The sequence below is a fragment of the Cryobacterium cryoconiti genome, from assembly GCF_004403065.1.
Lineage (GTDB): Bacteria > Actinomycetota > Actinomycetes > Actinomycetales > Microbacteriaceae > Cryobacterium > Cryobacterium cryoconiti.
On record NZ_SOHA01000042.1, the window covers coordinates 49,773 to 68,523 of the forward strand.

Genomic DNA, 18,751 nt, shown 5'->3' on the forward strand with positions numbered 1-18,751 from the left:
TGTTCACGCTAGCGCCGACGACCGACACCCCGAGGACGTCCGGAACCTCATCTTTGTTTATCTGTGTTTTTCTTGACAAACAAAAACAAACACAGGTACGATTTTCGTATTCTTCAATTCAGCGTCGAGGAGGTCGAAAATGTTCGCAGAAGAGCGTCAGGCCCTGATCGTCGATCTGGTCGCCAGTTCGAACCGGGTCACGGTCAGTGACCTCGCCACCCGCTTCGACATCACCCCGGAAACGGTGCGCCGCGATCTCGACACCCTGGAGAGCTCGCGCCAGCTTCGCCGCGTTCACGGTGGCGCCGTCTCGTTCGACCGCCAGAGCATGGCGGAGCTCAGCCTCGAAGAGCGACAGACCCAGCACAGTGATGAGAAGCAGCGCATCGCGGCCGCGGCCCTCGCCCTGATCCCGGCGAGCCAGACCGGATCAATCCTGCTCGACGCCGGCACCTCGACCGAGTTGCTCGCCGATCTCCTCGTTGACTGGGCCCCCGCTGCTCCCGCCGACGAGCTCCTCGTGATCACCAACGCGGTGCCGATCGCCACCAAGCTCGCCGCCAACCCGGCAATCCAGATCTACATCCTCGGCGGCCGGGTGCGCGGCCTCACCCGCGCCGTCGTCGGCCCCAGCACCATCGCCCAACTGGATGCACTGCGCCCGGACATCGCCTTCGTCGGCGCCAACGGTGTGCATGCCGAGTTCGGTTTCAGCACCCCGGATGCGATTGAGTCCGCCGTGAAGACAGCCATCGTTCGTTCGGCCCGTCGCGTCGTCGCGCTCGCCGACTCCTCCAAGCTCGACAAGGAAACCCTGATCCGCTTCGCGGCCCTGGGCGACATCGACGTGCTGATCACGGACGCCCTCCCATCTAATGAACTTGCCGCAGCCCTGGCCGCGGCCGACGTTGAGGTTGTGATCGCGTGATCATCACGCTTACCCCGAATCCGAGCCTGGATCGCACCATCGAGCTCCGCGCCCCTCTGGCCCGCGGCGAGGTGCAGCGAGCCGGCTCCTCCCACGAAGAGCCGGGCGGCAAAGGCGTGAACATCGTGCGCGCCCTCGTCGCGTCGGATGTGCCGAGCCTCGCCATCCTCCCCGGTGACGGTCTGGACCCGGTGCTGGTCGCCCTCCGCGCCGCGGGGGTTCCCCACCTCGGAATGGCCATCGGCGCCACGATCCGCAGCAACATCGCGCTGACCGAGAACGACGGCACCACGACCAAGGTCAACGTGCCCGGCCCCGTGCTGAGCGCCGCCCAGCAGAGCGAACTCATCGAACTCGTCCTGCACAAGGCCGAGGGTGCCGACTGGCTCGTTCTGGCCGGATCGCTGCCGCCGGGCGTGCCCGTGGACTTCTACGCCGCGATCACCCGCGAGCTGCGCAGCCGGTTCGGCGCGCACGCCCCGAAAGTCGCGGTCGACTCATCCGGAGCCCCCCTCGCCGCCGCCGTCACGGCCGGGCCCGATCTGATCAAGCCCAATGCGGAGGAGCTGGCCGAACTCACGGGTCTGCCTGACCCGGACAGCCTCGAGGGTGACCCCGTGCTGGTGGCCCGCGCCGCCCAGCGACTCGTCGCCACCGGCGTCGGAGCCGTCCTGGCCACCCTCGGCTCCAAGGGCGCCGTGCTGGTGACGAAAGACGGCGCCTGGCTCGCCCAGACCCCACCCATGGTCGCTGTCAGCACCGTCGGCGCCGGCGATTCGGCCCTCGCCGGTTTCCTGCTCAGCACGATCGCCGGCGACACCGCCCCCGAATCTCTTCGCCAGGCTGCAGCCCACGGGGCCGCAGCCGCCTCCCTGCCCGGATCGACTGTTCCGGCACTGCACCAAACCAGACCGGGTGACGTCACCCTGACGTTGCTCAACACCCATCCAAAGGAGGATGTCCAGTGAGTGCACTGATCACCCCGGAGCTTGTTGCTCTGGATAAGAACCTTGGAGCCGCACCTTCGAGCGTAATCCGGCATCTTGCCGAGCTCGTCGTCGGAGCCGGCCGCGCCACCGAGATCGAGAGCCTCTACGCAGACGCCCTGGCCCGCGAAGCGAAGACGGCCACCGGCATCCCCGGCGGCCTGGCCATCCCGCATTGCCGCTCGGCGGCCGTTAAGGAGCCGACGCTGGCGTTGGCCCGCCTGACGTCCCCGGTCGACTTCGGCGCCGCCGACGGTCCCGCGGACCTCGTCTTCCTGATCGCCGCTCCCGAGGGCGCGGACCAGGAACACCTTAAAATCCTGGCCAAGCTGGCCCGCTCGCTGATGAAGGCCCCCTTCACCGCCGCTCTGCGCGCCGCCAAGACCCAGGCGGAGATCGTCGAACTGGTCACCAGCGTCGTCGCACCGACCCCCGTTGCCGCCGGAGGTGCCGCCCACGCCAACGTCGGCAGCACGCCCGGCGGGGCATCCGCCGACGTGAAGCGCATCGTGGCCGTCACCGCGTGCCCGACCGGGATCGCCCACACCTACATGGCGGCCGAGTCCCTCGTCGCCGCGGCCAAGGCTGCCGGCGTCGACCTCCAGGTTGAGACCCAGGGTTCCGCCGGACTCACGATGCTCGACCCGGCTGTCATCGCCGCAGCCGACGCCGTCATCTTCGCCGTCGACGTCGACGTTCGCGGTCGTGAGCGTTTTGCCGGCAAGCCGGTCATCCAGGTGCCCGTCAAGCGCGGCATCGACGAGCCGGCCAAGCTCATCAAGGATGCGCTGGCCGCGGCCGAGAACCCCAACGCCCGCCGCGTCGGCGGCACCGTCAGTGCGGCCGAGGCCGCGGAGACCAGCGAGCACTTCGGCCAGAAGGTCAAGCGCGCCCTGCTCACCGGTGTCAGCTACATGATCCCGTTCGTCGCCGGTGGAGGTCTGCTGATCGCCCTCGGATTCCTCCTCGGAGGCTACGAGATCACCGAGGTCGCCGACACGGTCACCCTGCAGAACAGCCTGTTCAACCTGCCGGAAGGGGGCATGCTCACCTACCTGGGAGCCGTCTTCTTCAAGATCGGCGCCCTGTCGATGGGCTTCCTGGTCCCGGCACTGGCCGGGTACATCGCCTACGCGATCGCCGACCGCCCCGGAATCGCCCCCGGTTTCGTCGCCGGTGCCGTCGCCGGGTTCATGGGTGCCGGCTTCCTCGGCGGCATCGCCGGTGGTCTGCTGGCCGGTCTCGCGGCCGCCAGCTTCGCGAAGCTCGACGTTCCTCGTTGGCTCCGCAGCCTGATGCCCGTCGTCATCATCCCGCTGGTCGCGTCGATCGTCGCCTCGGGCCTGATGTTCCTGGTTCTCGGTGGCCCGATCGCGCTGCTGACCACCGCCCTGAACGAGTGGCTGTCCGGCATGACCGGCGCCTCCGCCATCCTGCTGGGCCTGATCCTGGGCCTCATGATGGGCTTCGACCTCGGCGGTCCGGTCAACAAGGTTGCCTACGCCTTCGCTGTCGCCGGTCTCGGCACGGCAACCGTCGCCAACCAGGCGCCGTGGGAGATCATGGCCGCGGTCATGGCTGCCGGCATGGTTCCGCCGCTCGCCATGGCTCTGGCCACGGTGCTCGACCGCCGCCTGTTCTCCGTAGCGGAGCGCGAAAACGGCAAGGCCGCCTGGCTGCTGGGTGCGTCGTTCATCTCCGAAGGCGCCATCCCGTTCGCTGCCGCAGACGTGTTCCGCGTGATCCCGGCCTCCATGGTCGGCGCCGGAGTGACGGGTGCTCTCTCGATGGCCTGGGGTGTCACCTCCAAGGCCCCGCACGGCGGGATGTTCGTCTTCTTCGCCATCGACAGTTTCGCTCTCTTCGCCCTGGCGATCGCGATCGGTACCGTCATCGCGGCACTCCTGGTGATCGTTCTGAAGCGTTACGCTCGAAAGACACCGTTGGTCATCGCGAACGCAGCAGCGCCCGCCCTGGTCAACGCTTAACAGCACGTCGGCCGCCCCGAGCAATTCGGGGCGGCCGACGCGTAGCATCAATAGCGCAGTATTTTTGCTGCGCAAGAATAGAGGTTGTCCCGTGCAGAATTTCACTGGTGTAGGCGTAAGCCCCGGCCGGATCATCGGATCCGTTCGCCAGATGCCCAAACCGATCAGCGAACCTCCGGCAGGTGAACGCCTGGAAGCGGCGACAACGCCCGAAGTGGCGACCGTCGAGCTACGAGCGGCCGCCAAGGTCGTTCAGGCGGAGCTCCAACGCCGCGCCGAGGAAGCCACCGGTGCCAGCAAGTCGGTTCTCGAGGCCACCGCGCTGATGGCCACCGACCCGATGCTGATAAAAGCTGCAGTGAAATTAATCGCCACCGGAACGTCGGCCGAACGCGCAATTTGGGAGTCCGGCGCATCCGTCGCCGAGATGCTGCACAACCTCGGCGGTTACATGGCCGAACGGGCCACGGATGTCCTCGATGTACGGGCCCGGATCGTCGCCGAGCTGCGCGGCGTCACCGCCCCCGGCATCCCGCAGTCCGATGTGCCCTTCGTGCTCGTCGCCGAAGATCTCGCCCCGGCGGACACCGCCACCCTCGACCCGAACAAGGTCCTCGCCCTGGTCACCAGCGGCGGCGGACCGCAGTCGCACACCGCGATCATCGCGCGCGCCCTCGGCCTGCCGGCCGTCGTCGCCGCGGCCGGCGTGGAAGCCCTCACCGACGGCACCGAGGTCTACGTGGACGGCGCCGCGGGCACCCTCCTGGTCGGCCCGGGCGACGAACAGCGCACCGCGGTCACGGCATGGGAGCATGTCGCCGCCAGCCTGTCCGTGTTCGACGGCACCGGCAGCACCGCCGACGGCCACCTCGTTCCCCTGCTGGCCAACGTGGGCGGGGCCGCTGACGCGGTCAAGGCCGCCGCCGCCGGCGCCGAGGGCGTGGGGCTGCTCCGCACCGAGTTCTGCTTCCTCGAGCGCGACACCGAACCCACCATCGACGAACAGGTCGTCGCCTACAAGGGCGTTTTCGACGCGTTCCCCGGCAAGAAGGTCGTTGTGCGCACGCTCGACGCCGGCGCCGACAAGCCCCTCCCGTTCCTCACCGACAGCACCGAGCCCAACCCGTCGCTCGGCGTGCGCGGCTATCGCACCGACCTGACCAGCCCCGGCGTGCTCAAGCGCCAGCTCACTGCCATCGCCACCGCAGCGCAGGCGTCCTCCGCCGTGGTCTGGGTGATGGCGCCGATGATCGCCACGGTCGACGAGGCTGCCGATTTCGCCGCCATGTGCCGCGTCGCCGGCCTGAAGACCCCCGGCGTCATGGTCGAGGTTCCCTCCGCAGCGCTCCGCTCCGCGAGCATCCTGACCGAGGCGGAATTCGTCAGCCTCGGCACGAACGACCTCACCCAGTACACGATGGCCGCCGACCGGCAGCTGGGCACGCTCGCCGCGCTGAACTCGCCGTGGCAGCCTGCCGTGCTGCAACTGATCCAGCTCACCGTGGCCGGATCGATCGCTGAGGGCAACAACAAGCCCGTCGGCGTCTGCGGAGAAGCCGCCGCCGACCCCGTTCTCGCGGTCGTGCTCGTCGGACTGGGCGTCAACACCCTGTCCATGACGAGCCGGTCGATGTCCGCTGTGGGTGCCGTGCTGAAGTCCGTCACGCTCGAACAGGCGCAGAAACTCGCCCACCTCGCGGTTTCGGCCCGGAATTCGGACGAGGCGCGTACCAAGGTGCGCGCAGAATTGCCCATACTTGAAGAGTTGGGTCTCTAGCCGCTTCGGACACCCGTCGCATCGCACCATCACCGGCGAGCCACCCCTTCGCCGGGCACCAATTAGGAGGAACCATGTCCGAACGTAAAGCAACCATCGCGAGTCGCGTCGGCCTGCACGCACGCCCCGCCTCGATCTTCGCGGCGGCCGTCGGCGAACTGACCATCGAGGTCACCATCGCCCTCGAGACCGACCCGGCCGAAGACGCGATGGATGCCTCGAGCATCCTGTCGCTGATGAGCCTGGGTGCGTCCAACGGCGACGTCGTCGTTCTGCGCGCCGAAGGCGACGGAGCGGATGCCGCACTCGAGTCCCTCGTCAAGCTCCTCGAAACGGACCTCGACGCCGAGTAACACGAATTCAGAAGGCACCCTCGTTCCGCGCCGTAACGGCGGAGCGAGGGTGCCTTTTCGGTGGGTCAGGCAGGTGCCGGCGTGACCAGGGTGATGAACGCGCTCAGCTGGGCGAGCGCCGCCACACTGGTCGGCAGAGTCTCGGTCAGCGCGGGCGAGTAGACAAGCCAGGCCGCCCACTGCGCCCGGGAGACGGCCACGTTAAGCCGGTTGGCCAGCAGCAGGAACTCCAGGCCTCGCGGCACCTCCTGCGCCGACGACGCGGCCAGCGAGACGATCGCCACGGCCGCCTCCTTACCCTGGAACTTGTCGACCGTACCGACGGGCACCTCGCCGAGCCCGGCCTGACCCAGGCGCGTGCGGAGCAGCTCGACCTGCGCGTTGTAGGGGGCGACGACGATCACGTCCCCCTGGCCCAACGGTCGGGTGCGGCCTCCGGAGGTGAACGGGCGGCCGAGCAGGCCGCTCACCAGCGAGACCACGGCCTCGGCCTCCTCGACCGACGACGTGGAATTCAGCGAGTGCGGCACGGGTATCGGGTGCAGACCCGGCTCGACTCCGTCGAGGAATCGGTCCGAGGGGTGAGAGAGCAGCCGGCCCTCGTAGGACAGCGCCGACACGGGCGCGCACACGCTCGGATGCATGCGCCAGCTGGTCTTCAGGAAATAGCCGAACTCCGGCGGGAGCACCTGGTGTCCGTCGCTGAGCCAGCCGAGCGCTGAGCCGTCGACGGGTTCGGGATGCGTGCCCTGGCTGACCTGGGGCAACTGCTGAGGGTCGCCCAGGAGCAGCAGCCGCTCTGCCGCCACGGCGGCGGCGATGGTGCTGGCCAGCGAGAACTGCCCGGCCTCGTCGACCACGAGCAGGTCGAGGGATCCGCGCGGCACCCGGTCGGCGTTGCTGAAGTCCCAGGCTGTGCCGCCGAGCACCCAGCCGCCGGACTGGCCCGTGAACCGGCCGAACGTCTTGGAATCCAGTGGGGTCCACGGCACGGGCTTCTTCTCCTCGCCGTTCTTCGGCTTCTTGCCGACCTGACCGGGCTCCAGCCCGGCATCGACCCCCGCGGCAAGCACCGCCCGGAGCATGTTCTCGACCGCGGCATGCGACTGGGCGACGACCCCGATGCGCCAGCCGTGCCGAACCACGAGGTCGACGATCACCCGCGACCCCACGAAGGTCTTGCCGGTTCCCGGAGGACCCTGCACGGCCAGGTAGGACCGGTCGAGTGCGAGCAGGGAGTCGCGGATGGCTGTTCGCACGTCGCCGCCGTCTTCTCCCCCGCCCTCACGGAGGCCGGGCTGGGCCAGACCGACCCCACCGTGCAGACGGGGCGGTGTGCGGCGCAACAGGTCGAAGGCGGCATCCGGCAACGGATCCGGCCAGGCGTCCAGCACGGCGCGTCCCCACTCCGAGATGGCGGTGACCTGGCTGCCGGCCGGCGGCGGGGTGCCCGGCGTCAGGGCGATCGGAAGCTGCCGGTGTGCGGGCGCGTCGCGCTCGAGCACCTCCTCGACCAGGAACACGGACTCGTCGATCACGTCGACCACGGTCGCCTTGTTGTGCGCGGTGCGGGCGCCGGGGGCGTCGCTGCGCCGGATCGGCGGATACGGCGGGTCGTAGAGGAGGAAGGGTTGCTGCCCGACCTTGATCGAGCTGCCCGGCGCGAGCGCCCCTGTCAGTCGCAGCACCCGGCGGTCGAGGGCCTGGCGGCCTTCCCGGTGCCAGCCCAGGTGCACCGTGGCCGACTCGACGACGAGCACATCCCTGGTGTCGGCCCAGTCGTCCACGGGCGCGCTGAGGCGGCTGTAGTGGTCCCACCAGAAGGACTTCTGCTCCCGCCGGTGGTAGTCGATCGCCGCGGAGGCGAGAGCGAGGGCGGTCTGGTCGGCCGTGCGGTCGGCCGGCGGCACCTCGGCCAGGAGAGCGGAGAGTTCGAGGTAGACCGGATCGGGCTCCCGCACCGGCAGGGTCAGGGCCGCCAGGATCGCCGCCGGCTCCGCGGCGTCGCCCGTCTGCTCGGCCGCTCGCGCCAGCAGCCAGTCGCGAAGCCGCAGGGTGGAGCGGCAGTCGTACGCGTTGTAGCGGGCGATGTCATGCAGGATCTGCCGGGCGGCATCCGTCTGCCCCGCGGCCAGCAGGCTGCGCGAGCGCACGTATTCGGTGATCGAGTCGGCGGCGTTGGCCACGCCCTCCCGCTCCTCGGCGCCCATGTAGAGCGGCTCGAGCTTCTTGAGCGAGTAGCTGCGACTGCCGATGCGCAGCCCCTGACGCACGATCGGGTAGAGGTCCACCAGCACGTTCGCACGCAACAGGTCGTCGACCGCGTCCTCGCCGACGCCGTGGCGGGCGGCGAGGGAGAGCAGGTGGGTGCGTTCGTAGGGGGCGTAGTGGTAGATGTGCAGGCCCGGATGCCGCGAGCGGCGTTCCCGCACGTACTCCAGGAAGTCGATGAGCGCCTGGCGCTCCTCGGCGTGGTCGTGCGCCCAGAAGGTGCGGAACGTGTCGTCGGGCTCGACCAGCCCGAACAGGTAGTCGAGTCCCCAGTCGACGGTGCCGGAGCCGGTGCCGGAGCCGGAGCCGGAAGAACCCTCGTCGCCGCCCTGCTGATAGAGCGGGTCACCCTCGAAGTCGAAGAACACGTCGCCCGCGTCGGGGGCAGGCAGCGCCGCGAGGGCGGCCGGGTTGATGATCTCCCAGTTGAGCGGGCGGCCGCGACGCGGCGGCTCGATCTGCAACCGGGCCTGACCCTGCAGGGTGGCCAGGGTGGCGTCGGACAGGCCGGGGACCGGCAGGGTGCGGGTGGCGAGCTGCTCGATGGACTCCACGCCGGCCGTGCGCAGCCGGGCCCGCTGACCGAGCCTCAGGTTCGCGACCAGGAGCACGTCGCGGTGCAGGCGCACCTGCTCCTCGCAGACGTCGCAGCGGCCGCAGGCCGTGTAGCGCGGGTCGCCCCACGGGGTGGCCCGGGTATCGGCGAGACGCTCGTCGACCAGCCGTTCGAGGCGGGCCCGCCGCGTGCGGTAGACCGGCAGGATGTCCTGCACCCGGTGCGAGCTCGTGCGACCGTCGCCGAGCAGCAGGTGCACGTTCTCCCCCGTCGCCACGCCCATCCGTTCGAGTTGGTCGCTGTAGGCGGCCAGTTGCAGCAGCGCCGTGATCTTCGCCGAGCGCGCCAGCTTCGTGTCATAGACCTCGTACACGGGCGCGTCGCCGGCGGCGTGCGCTCTGCCGACAGGTTCTGAACGGATGATGAAGTCGGCATAGCCGAGGAAACGCCCGTCGAAGAACGCAGCCTGGAACACCACCTCGGCGCCGTCGCGCAGGGCAGCCTCGGTGCGGACGGCGGCACCGGTGGTCGAACCACTGATGATGTCGGCGAGGTCGCCGCGGTCGATCTCCACGACGCTCCGGGTGGCGCGCAGCCGGTGCAGCATGCGCAGCTCGTGGGCGTCACCCAGCTCGGCGGTGCGCACGAGCATGGCGTCTTCCGTTCCGGGGACGGCGTCGATGCGCCCCAGCTTCGCGTCGAGCCGCCGCAGCAGGGCCCATTCGCAGGCCGCCGCGGCGCTGAGATCGCTCGCGGAATAAACGACGGTGGCAGGGCCGGACAGGAACACGCGGATCTCCTTCGTGCGGGGCGCAGCCGGCTCCGGAAGCGCCGATCACGGGTATTTCGAGGCTAGTCGAGACCACTGACACGAGCCGGGGCCGCACCGGTTTCGGCCCGGCCCGAAACCGGTCCGGAACCGGTGCATCCGGGCTCTTCCCCCGACTGCCGCGCTCAACTAGGGTTGGCTCACACGCGGCTGCCGAGGCTCCTGACGGTTGCCCGCGCGGCGGTTCACTGTTGATCCGATTCTGGCCGTATGTGGCCCGATGTGTGACGACCGAGTGCCGATTCCCTGCAACCAAGCGAGAAGGAACACACCGTGACTGACAGCCAAAACACCGCACCCGCTTCCAACGCCTCCGGCCCCGACGCCCACAACATCAAGGACTGGACCGACCTCGGCAAGGAGATGTGGTCCTACCTGACCGGCAAGAGCGCCGTCATCAACTACAGCTTCATCGATATGACCGTGGAGGTGCCGCGTGACATCGGGCCGGACGCACCGCGGGCCACCTGGAAGCTGAACGGCACCCTGCGGGTCACCACGAGCGAGGGTTCCGGCACCGAACCGCTCACCAAGTAGCCATGAGTCCCACCACCCGCCTCGACATCGATCTGGAGTTCTCCCTCGCGGAGCCGGATCCGGCCGGCGACCCCGCGGATGCGGCGGGCGCCGAGCGGATGCAGGGCACCATCAAGGCGAGCGGCCTCGACGTCGAGATCTTCGCCAGCAAGCCCGAGATGTTCGTGCGCACCAACACCATGAAGCTGAAGGACCTCCGCGGTCTGGCCGGCGACCTGGCGGAACGCGGCCTCAGCGTCTCCGTGTCGGGCCCGAACGGGCTGATCGTGCGGCTCGGAGCCGTCAAAGCGCCCGTCATCCAGCGGCTGCTGACCGGCTCCGCCCACATCGCCCTCGGGAGCAGGGCCGCGCTGGCTCCGCTGCTGCGGCGACGCAGCACGGCCGGGTCGGAGAGCCTGTCGCTGACCTTGCCGCCGACCACCCTGCTGCCGCTGGTGCCGACCTTCGACCGGCGCATTCGTCGCCGGGTGACCACGACCCACTACACCCCGGGTGCAGGTCGGCCCCGGCTGATCTTCGTGATCGGATCGGAGAACTGGAACGGCCAGATGCCGCGCGAGTTCGATTTGAGCCCGACCGTCACCACCATCGGTTCGGCCCCGAATGCCGACCTGCAGCTGGCCGGGCTGCAACCCTTCCATGCCGAGATTCGTCACGACGAGAATGACGAGTACGTGCTGTACCCGCTCGGCGACGTCTCCGGCGGCGCCAAACGGGAGCCGAGGCAGGGCCGTCGTGACGGTCAGGTGTTGCGCACCGGAGCCCGCATCGAGATGGGCCCGTGGCGGATGGCCTACTTCCGCGAGGAATACGCCGACCACGGCCGCCCGTTCGGCGGTCGACTGGGTGGCGAACTGTCCGTGCAGAAACCGCAGCCGAGCCGTCGCGCGGCGCGGGCGGAGGAGCGCACGGGCACCGCAACGGGGCCCGGTCCCGGGCCCCGCACGAGCGGCGAACCGAACGCGGGGCCGTTGGACGACTCCGAGATCTAGTCGCCCGCACCAGGCACCGACCACAGGGTGCGCCGCTCGCGGCGCACCCTGTGGAAGCCGGCGCACGTTCTACCGTGCGCCCGCTTCCCTGACCTGCGCCGCGACGGATGTCCTGAGTCGCCCACCTGCGCGGGCTCGGCTAGACGGGTTCGCCCGCGGTCTCGGCCGCGGGGCTGCTCGCGCCGGGGGCCGCGTCCTCGGGGCGCGGCTCCGCGTGGGGCGCGGTGCCGGACAGGCGCAGCGTGGCCAGGAACCCGAGCACCAGGAACCCCGCGGCGGCGTACGCGGAGTACCGGGTGCCGTCGCTGAACGCCTCACGCGCGGCATCCGCCAGCTCGGGGCTCTGCTCCTCCAGCGACGGGATGACCGAACCGGCGCTGTCGACGACCGCGTCGACGATCTGGCTCTGGGTCTCGGCCGGCAGCCCGGGCACCTCGGCCAGTTTCGCGTCGAGAGACGCCCCGACCGAGGTGAACAGCACGGTGCCGAGCACCGCGATGCCGAGGGCCGAACCGATCTGCCGTGCGGTGCTGGAGGTTCCGGAACCCTGGCCGCTCTGGGCAACGGGCACGTCCTTGAGCACGACGCCGGTGAGCTGGGCGGTGGCCAGGCCCACGCCGATCCCGTAGACGAACAGGAACGGCACCACGACGAGCCAGGTGGACTGCGCGGTGATCACCAGGCCGAGGCCGGCGACGCCGACGATCTCGGCGACGATACCCATCCGAACAATGGTCTCGGGCGAGGTCTTGTTTCCGAAGGCGCCGGACACCCCGCTGGCCACGAAGGAACCCAGAGCGAGGGCGAGCAGCACGAACCCGGTCTGCAGGGCGTCGTAGCCGAGCACGTTCTGCAGCCAGAGCGGCAGCGACAGGATGATGCCGAACTCGCCGAGCGAGACGATCATGGCCGCGATGTTGCCGTTGCGGAACGACGCGATCCGGAACAGGGAGAAGGCGAGCAGGGTGGTCTTGCCGGCGCGCTCGCGGTAGAGCCCCCAGTAGACGAAGGCCACGCCGGACACGACCGTGACCAGGAAGACGAACGGGATGATCGAGATGTCGTACGGCCAGGTCCAGTCACCCACCGCGGGCGGGTTGTTGGTGAACCACCAACCGTAGGTGCGGCCCTCGATCAGCCCGAAGACGAGCGATGCGCTGGTGATCACCGAGAGCACGGCGCCGACGACGTCGATGCGGCGCGGTTCGCCGGCATCCTTCGATTCGAGTACGTAGACCAGCACGCCGATGATGATGACGACGCCCAGCGGCACGTTGATGCCGAATGCCCAGCGCCAGGAGTAGTAGGTGGTCAGCCAGCCGCCGAGCAGCGGACCCACCGCCACCATGCCGCCGATGGTCGAGCCCCAGATCGCGAATGCGATGCCTCGGTCGCGGCCGCGGAACGTGGCGTTGATGATCGAGAGCGTGGTGGGTAGAACCATGGCTCCGCCGACGCCCTGGACCAGGCGGGCCAGGATCAACAGCTCACCCGTCTGCGACAGCGCCGCGAAAACGGATGCCGTGGCGAACACGATCACGCCGAGGATCAGGATGCGCCGCCGCCCGAACCGGTCGGCGAGGGTGCCGAACACCAGAAGCAGGGCCGCGAACACGAGCGTGTAGCTCTCCTGCACCCACTGCACCTGGGTGGACGTGATCGCCAGGTCGTCGACGATCGAGGGGATGGCCACGTTGATGATCGTGGAGTCCACGATGATCAGGGCGACCGCGACGCTGATGAAGACGAGGCCGGCCCAGCGCCGCCGGGCCGAGGTGGCGGTGGCGCCGTCGGGCGCGGCCGGGGTGACGGCGGTACTCACGCGGAGACCAGTCCGGTGACGGCCGACCGGGGCGTGCGCACGCGCAGGGTCACGGTGACGATCACGATGGCGGCCACGGCGAGGTTGGCCGCGATGGCCGCGGGGGTGGAGAGCAGGTTGCCGGTCAACCGGGCCACGGCCAGCCAGGCCAGCCCCCACGACAGCGACGCGGCCGGGGCGAGCCGGCCGCGGCCGTAGACGGCGACGAGCACGCCGACCAGGCCGGCCACGGCGATCACCAGGACGGCCCACAGGTCGGAGCTGAGCCCGAACCCGTCGAAGCCCGCAGCCACGAGAACGGCCGTCACGTTCGCGGCGGTCGCCACGCTGACCCAGCCGAGATAGAGGCCCACGGTGCCGTCGGCGACGATCGTCTCGATCAGGTTCCCCGGCCGGGAGAGCAGCGTCAGCTGGAAGGCCCGGATCAGCACGATCAGCAGCAGCACGATCACGGGCACGCTGAGCCAGAGCAGGTCGAACTGGATGCTCAGGATCCAGGCCGCATTCAGCACGAGCGACGCCGCGATCGGGTAGCCCAGGGTGCGCTGGCGGGCATCCGTTTTCTGCGCGGGCAGGAACTGCCAGACGGCGTAGGCGATCAGCCCGAGGTAGATGACGGTCCAGATGCCGAAGGCCGGGCCGTCGGGGGCGATCGGGGTGGCGTCGGCGGCGAGCGCCCCGCCCGACGCGTTCTGGATCGGGGTTCCGCCGGCGGCGCCCGACCCGATGAATGATCCGACGATGGCCAGGATCGCGCTCACCAGCACCACCGTCTGACGCAGTAGATCGTTGCTTGCGCGCTTCCTCATCGCATTCATCTCAGTCTCCTAATAATCAATTCGCCTAACAGCTTACGGTAACAGTGCCTCCGACCACCCGCAGTTGCCCGCCGCACGGCTCACTCGCCGAACGCCACCGAGCAGGTCTGCTGACTGGCGGTCTGACCGCGTAGTCCCGCGAGAACCTCGGCCTCCCCCGGCTCACCCGGCTCACCCGCAGCCTCCCTCGGATTCTCGGGCTCCACCGTGCCCGTCGCGGGCGGCACCGGAGCCGCGGTCACCGGTGCCGCCGTGCCGCCGGGCCGGAGGGCCGCGCTGGATCCGAGCGACTCCGGCGCGAGCGTGAACTCCTCATCGGCCGCGAGCTTCTGCACGAGCCGCCCGGCGAGTGCCGGGTCCGGCACGAGCTTGGCCGGGTTCTCCGGGTTGGGCAGCGTGGGGTACTGCACGAAGAGCAGCTGGTCGGGGTCGATCTTCGTGAGCACGAGACCCATGCTCACGAGGGTCGGCACGGTGGCGAGTGACTCAGACAGCCGGAGGTTCACGGCGGTAGCGCTCGCCAGCCCCGAGAGTTTCGGCAGGTCGGTGAGCGTGCTGCCGCTGGTGAGCACCCGCACCAGGGAGGAGAGGTACGCCTGCTGGGAGGAGATCCGGGCCAGGTCGCTGCCGTCGCCCACGCCGTGGCGGCTGCGCAGGTAGGACAGCGCCGTCTCTCCGGCCACCACGCTGACTCCGGCCGGGAGGTTCAGCCCGGTGTACGGGTCGTCGATGGCCTCGGTCAGGCAGATCGGCACGCCGCCGACCGCGTCGGCCATCGCCACGGTCCCCTCGAAGGAGATCAGCCCGGCGTACGGAATCGACAGACCGGTGAGCCGCTCGACCGTGGCGACCACGCAGCCCAGCCCGCCTCGCCCGAAGGACGCGTTGATCGGGGCCGCGGACACGGCGGCGGACACGGTGCCGCTGTCGGCATCCGTGCAGGCCGGCTGCGGGATGACGAGATCGCGCGGCAGGCTGACGACGACGGCGCTCGCCTGGTCTTCGGCCACGTGCAGCAGGATGTTCACGTCGTTCAGCGTGGCGCCGCGCGAACCGTAGCCCGCGCTCTGGTCACTGGAGTTGTCGACGCCGACCATCAGCACGGTGAAGCCGCCGTCGAACGCGGTGATCGAGGGCAGGGCCGGAGCGGGAATCCTGCCGTCGGCGGCGGCACCGGCACCTGCGGCGGCGGTTCGCCCGTTGGAAATGTCGACGGCGTTCCCGGCCACTCGGGCGGAGAACTCATTGACGAACACCGAGGCCAGCACCGTGCCGCTGACCAGCAACACGCCCAGGGCGATCAGCGCGAATCGCAGCACGGGAAGCCCCCGGCTCCGCCAGCGCGAGCGGCGACGGTGACGGGCCGGACCGGATGCCGGTCGGGCGACGGTCAGTGAGCCCGGTTGCCTGTCCGGTTTCATCCTGACCTCTTCCGCCCCTGGAGTATGCGAAACTGCCGAGATGCTCATCAACGGAGTGCACCACATCGCCATTATTGCCAGCGACTACGAACTGTCCAAGGCCTTCTACCTCGACGTGCTCGGGTGCACGCTCGAGGCCGAGTAATACCGGGCCGAGCGGCAGTCGTGGATGGGCAAGCTCGCCTTGAACGGCCACTACCTGATCGAGCTGTTCTCCTTTCCGGACACCCCGCCAAGGCGGAGCGGGCCGGAAGCGCTCGGGCTGCGCCACCTCGCCTTCGAGGTCGACGACGTGCCTGCAGCGCGCGACGAACTCCTCGGCAAGAACGTCGACTGCGAGGAACTCCGGGTGGACCCGAATACGCACAGGGCGATGTTCTTCTTCCGCGACCCCGACGGTCTGCCGCTGGAGATCTACCAGAGCTGAGCCTGGTCGGCTCCTACTCCCCCGTGACGAGGTGGAACACCACGCCATCATCCTGCACGCTCACCCGCAGGCGATCGAGGCTGGGCACCACCAGGTCGGCTTCCAGCTGGGCGGCGAGGTGGGTGCCGACGACGCCGATGGTGGCGCAGCCGGCGGCGCGGGCCGCCGCGAGACCGGCCGGGGCGTCCTCGACCACGACGCAGCGCGCGGGGTCGACGCCGAGGCGTTCGGCCGCGAGCAGGAACGGCTCGGGGAAGGGCTTGCCGCGGCTGGTGTCGTCGATCGTGACGACCGTGCGCGGAGCGACGAAGCCGGCCGCGTCGAGCCGCACCAGGCACAGCTCACGGCCGCAGGAGGTGACGATCGCCCGGCGCTCCTCGGGGATGCCGGCCATGAGTTCGGCCGCGCCGGCCAGGATCGTGACGCCATCCGTGTCGGAGAGTTCGAGTTCGGTGAGGCGGGTGACGGATGCCTCCACCCGCTCCTCGGCCACCAGGGTCGCGATCATCTGACGCGCCGGAACCCCGTGCTCGGGGCCGGTGAACGACGGGCCGAGGCCGACCTCGGCAGCCCAGCGCAGCCAGGACCGGGTGACAGCCTGGGTGGAGTCGACCAGGGTGCCGTCCATGTCGAACAGCACCCCCTGGAAGACCTTCCCCTGCAGCGCCTCCGCCAGGGTCGTGTCGAGCGGGCTGGGTGCGGGCTGCGTCATGGTGGTTCCGTTCGTCGTGGGGCGGGTACCCCTCAAGTCTGCGCCCCCGGAACTACGCTGGGAGCCATGACCACTCCTCCCCGCGCAGCCCGGAAACCGCAGCAGCGCATTTTCCACAACGACGTGTTCACCGACGACTACGAGTGGATGCGCGACAAGGACAGCCCCGAGGTGATCGCGCACCTCGAAGCCGAGAACACGTTCACGGATGCCCGCACCGCGCACCTCTCCCTGCTGCAGGAGCAGGTCTTCGAGGAGATCAAGGGCCGCACCCAGGAGACCGACCTCAGCGTTCCGGTGCGTCAGGGCGCCTGGTGGTACTACACCCGCACGGTCGAGGGGCAGGAGTACGGCATCCACTGCCGGGCACCCATCTCCGACCCCGGAGACTGGACCCCGCCCCTTCTGCCGGAGCCGCTTTCCGGGGAGACCACCACCGCGGGCCTGCCGGGCGAACAGATCGTGCTCGACGACAACGCCGAGGCCGCCGGCCACGAGTTCTACTCACTCGGCAGCACCGACGTGAGCGTCGACGGAACCCGGCTGCTCTACGCCGTCGACACCGAGGGCGACGAGCGCTATACCCTGCGGGTGCGCACCGTGGCGACCGGCGAGACCCTCGCGGACGAGATCCCGAACACCGGCGAGGGCGCCCTGTTCGACCCGAGCGGCCGGTACATCTTCTATACGACCATCGACGATGCCTGGCGCCCCGACACCGTGTGGCGCCACGAGGTGGGCACCGCGGTCTCCGCCGACGTGCCGGTCGTCCACGAGCCCGACGAGCGGTTCTGGGTGGGCGTGAGCCTCACCCGCAGCCGCAGGTTCCTGCTGATCGAAGCCGGTTCGAGTGTGACCACCGAGACCCGGCTGCTCGATGCCGCCGACCCGACCGGCGAGTTCACGGTGGTCTGGCCGCGGCGGGACGGCGTCGAGTACGGCGTGGAGCATGCGGTGCTGAATGGCGAGGACCGCCTGCTGGTGGTGCACAACGACCACGCGGTCAACTTCGAACTGGTCAGCGTCTCCGCCGCGGAACCGCAGGGTGCGAAGCGGATGCTGCTGCCCCACGACCCGGCCGTGCGGCTGGAAGACGTCGACGCGTTCCGCGACTTCGTGGTGGCCGAATACCGGCGGGACGGGCTCACCCGCGTCGCCGTGAGCGGCGTGAACGGGGTGACGGGCGGCGACGGGCTCGATTTCGTCGAGCTCACCTTCGAGGAGCCCCTGTATTCCGTGGGCACGTCGGCCAATCCCGAGTGGGAACAGCCGACCATCCGTCTCGGCTACACCAGCTTCGTCACACCGTCGACGGTCTACGACCACGTCGTCGCCACGGGCGAGCGCCGACTGCTGAAGCAACAGCCCGTGCTCGGCCACTACGACCCGAACCTGTTCGAGCAGCGTCGCGAGTGGGCCACCGCCGCCGACGGCACGCGCATCCCCCTCTCGCTGGTCTACCGCCGCGACCTGGTCACGCCGGGCGAGCCGGCCCCGACCCTGCTCTACGGCTACGGCTCCTACGAGATCAGCATCGACCCGACGTTCAGCATCGCCCGGCTCAGCCTGCTCGACCGCGGCATGATCTTCGCGATCGCCCACGTGCGCGGCGGCGGTGAACTCGGCCGCGATTGGTACGAGAACGGCAAGAAGCTGCACAAGCGCAACAGCTTCACGGACTTCATCGACTGCGCCCGGCACCTGATCGACCGGGGCGACACCGCCCCCGACCGGCTCGTCGCCGAGGGCCGCAGCGCCGGCGGACTGCTGATGGGCGCCGTGGCGAACCTGGCCCCGGAACTGTTCTCGGGCATCCTGGCCGGCGTGCCCTTCGTCGACGCGTTGACGTCGATCCTGGACCCGTCGCTGCCGCTGACCGTGATCGAGTGGGACGAGTGGGGCGACCCGCTGCACGACCCCGAGGTGTACGCCTACATGCGCGGCTACTCCCCCGTGGAGAACGTGCGCGACACGCACTACCCACGAATATTGGCCGTGACCAGCCTCAACGACACCCGGGTGCTCTACGTGGAGCCGGCCAAGTGGGTGGCCCGGCTGCGGGAGGTGGGGGCGGATGTCCTGCTGAAGACGGAGATGTCGGCCGGCCACGGCGGCGTGTCCGGCCGCTACAGCCGGTGGCGGGAGGCGGCGTTCGACTTCGCCTGGATCATCGATGCCGCGCGGGCGCATCCGTCGGGCGAGCCGGCCCTCAGCCTCACCACCACCGCCTGACGCCCCTAACGAATTCGACGGAGATTCTGCCCAAAGCGGCCCCGAAACAGCCCGAAAAGGCTGTTCTGGAGCAAAATCTCCGTCGAATTCGTTCACCACCGG

Annotated in this window: 13 protein-coding genes and 1 pseudogene; 9 read left to right on the top strand and 5 right to left on the bottom strand. The window is 69.6% G+C overall.

Features of this window, described 5'->3' with window-relative positions; genetic code table 11:
* Nucleotides 1-139: 139 nt before the first annotated feature.
* The 5 genes from E3T49_RS15495 (at nucleotide 140) to E3T49_RS15515 (ending at nucleotide 6,032) form a co-directional block, all read left to right on the top strand.
* Entirely contained in the window at nucleotides 140-928 is a 789-nt protein-coding gene (locus tag E3T49_RS15495; RefSeq protein WP_134425818.1) for a DeoR/GlpR family DNA-binding transcription regulator, read from the top strand.
* Nucleotides 925-1,896: a 1-phosphofructokinase family hexose kinase gene (locus E3T49_RS15500; RefSeq protein ID WP_134425819.1), complete on the top strand. Its 972-nt coding sequence runs from the start codon at nucleotides 925-927 to the stop codon at nucleotides 1,894-1,896. The genes E3T49_RS15495 and E3T49_RS15500 overlap by 4 nt, the downstream gene beginning before the upstream one ends.
* Complete coding sequence (locus tag E3T49_RS15505) at nucleotides 1,893-3,902, top strand: PTS fructose transporter subunit IIABC (protein ID WP_134425820.1); 2,010 nt, start codon at nucleotides 1,893-1,895, stop codon at nucleotides 3,900-3,902. The genes E3T49_RS15500 and E3T49_RS15505 overlap by 4 nt, the downstream gene beginning before the upstream one ends.
* Before the next feature lie 91 nt (nucleotides 3,903-3,993).
* Nucleotides 3,994-5,679 (top strand): phosphoenolpyruvate--protein phosphotransferase, encoded by a 1,686-nt coding sequence (ptsP, locus tag E3T49_RS15510; protein WP_134425821.1) that lies wholly within the window; start codon nucleotides 3,994-3,996, stop codon nucleotides 5,677-5,679.
* Nucleotides 5,680-5,753: 74 nt separating this feature from the next.
* Entirely contained in the window at nucleotides 5,754-6,032 is a 279-nt protein-coding gene (locus E3T49_RS15515; protein ID WP_134425822.1) for an HPr family phosphocarrier protein, read from the top strand.
* Nucleotides 6,033-6,097: 65 nt separating this feature from the next.
* On the opposite strand, the gene E3T49_RS15520 is transcribed toward E3T49_RS15515, so the two are convergent.
* Nucleotides 6,098-9,649 (bottom strand): TM0106 family RecB-like putative nuclease, encoded by a 3,552-nt coding sequence (locus E3T49_RS15520; protein ID WP_134425823.1) that lies wholly within the window; start codon nucleotides 9,647-9,649, stop codon nucleotides 6,098-6,100.
* Nucleotides 9,650-9,961: 312 nt separating this feature from the next.
* Here E3T49_RS15520 and E3T49_RS15525 point away from each other — a divergent pair, with 312 nt between their 5' ends.
* Together E3T49_RS15525 and E3T49_RS15530 are read left to right on the top strand one after the other, a co-directional pair.
* Nucleotides 9,962-10,225, top strand: coding sequence for a hypothetical protein (locus E3T49_RS15525; RefSeq protein WP_174722436.1), 264 nt, complete (start codon nucleotides 9,962-9,964; stop codon nucleotides 10,223-10,225).
* A gap of 2 nt (nucleotides 10,226-10,227) precedes the next feature.
* Nucleotides 10,228-11,217, top strand: coding sequence for an FHA domain-containing protein (locus E3T49_RS15530; protein ID WP_174722437.1), 990 nt, complete (start codon nucleotides 10,228-10,230; stop codon nucleotides 11,215-11,217).
* A 139-nt stretch (nucleotides 11,218-11,356) separates the two neighbouring features.
* Here the strand turns inward: E3T49_RS15530 and E3T49_RS15535 are convergent, their stop codons facing one another.
* The 3 genes from E3T49_RS15535 to E3T49_RS15545 all read right to left on the bottom strand — a co-directional run bounded on the left by E3T49_RS15535 (nucleotide 11,357) and on the right by E3T49_RS15545 (nucleotide 15,278).
* Nucleotides 11,357-13,039, bottom strand: a complete 1,683-nt coding sequence (locus E3T49_RS15535) for an MFS transporter (protein ID WP_134425824.1) — start codon at nucleotides 13,037-13,039, stop codon at nucleotides 11,357-11,359.
* Complete coding sequence (locus tag E3T49_RS15540; protein WP_241972861.1) at nucleotides 13,036-13,857, bottom strand: tryptophan-rich sensory protein; 822 nt, start codon at nucleotides 13,855-13,857, stop codon at nucleotides 13,036-13,038. Before E3T49_RS15540 ends, E3T49_RS15535 begins: the two co-directional genes overlap by 4 nt.
* An 80-nt stretch (nucleotides 13,858-13,937) precedes the next feature.
* A complete protein-coding gene (locus E3T49_RS15545; protein WP_166785585.1) occupies nucleotides 13,938-15,278 on the bottom strand; it encodes an LCP family protein in 1,341 nt (446 codons plus the stop codon).
* Between the two features lie 40 nt (nucleotides 15,279-15,318).
* Between E3T49_RS15545 and E3T49_RS15550 the strand changes: the two are divergent.
* A pseudogene (locus E3T49_RS15550) lies at nucleotides 15,319-15,705 on the top strand (VOC family protein).
* Nucleotides 15,706-15,718: 13 nt separating this feature from the next.
* Here the strand turns inward: E3T49_RS15550 and E3T49_RS15555 are convergent.
* Nucleotides 15,719-16,417, bottom strand: coding sequence for an HAD-IA family hydrolase (locus E3T49_RS15555; protein WP_134425826.1), 699 nt, complete (start codon nucleotides 16,415-16,417; stop codon nucleotides 15,719-15,721).
* Between the two features lie 66 nt (nucleotides 16,418-16,483).
* Here E3T49_RS15555 and E3T49_RS15560 point away from each other — a divergent pair, with 66 nt between their 5' ends.
* Nucleotides 16,484-18,649: a S9 family peptidase gene (locus tag E3T49_RS15560; protein ID WP_134425827.1), complete on the top strand. Its 2,166-nt coding sequence runs from the start codon at nucleotides 16,484-16,486 to the stop codon at nucleotides 18,647-18,649.
* Nucleotides 18,650-18,751 lie beyond the last annotated feature (102 nt).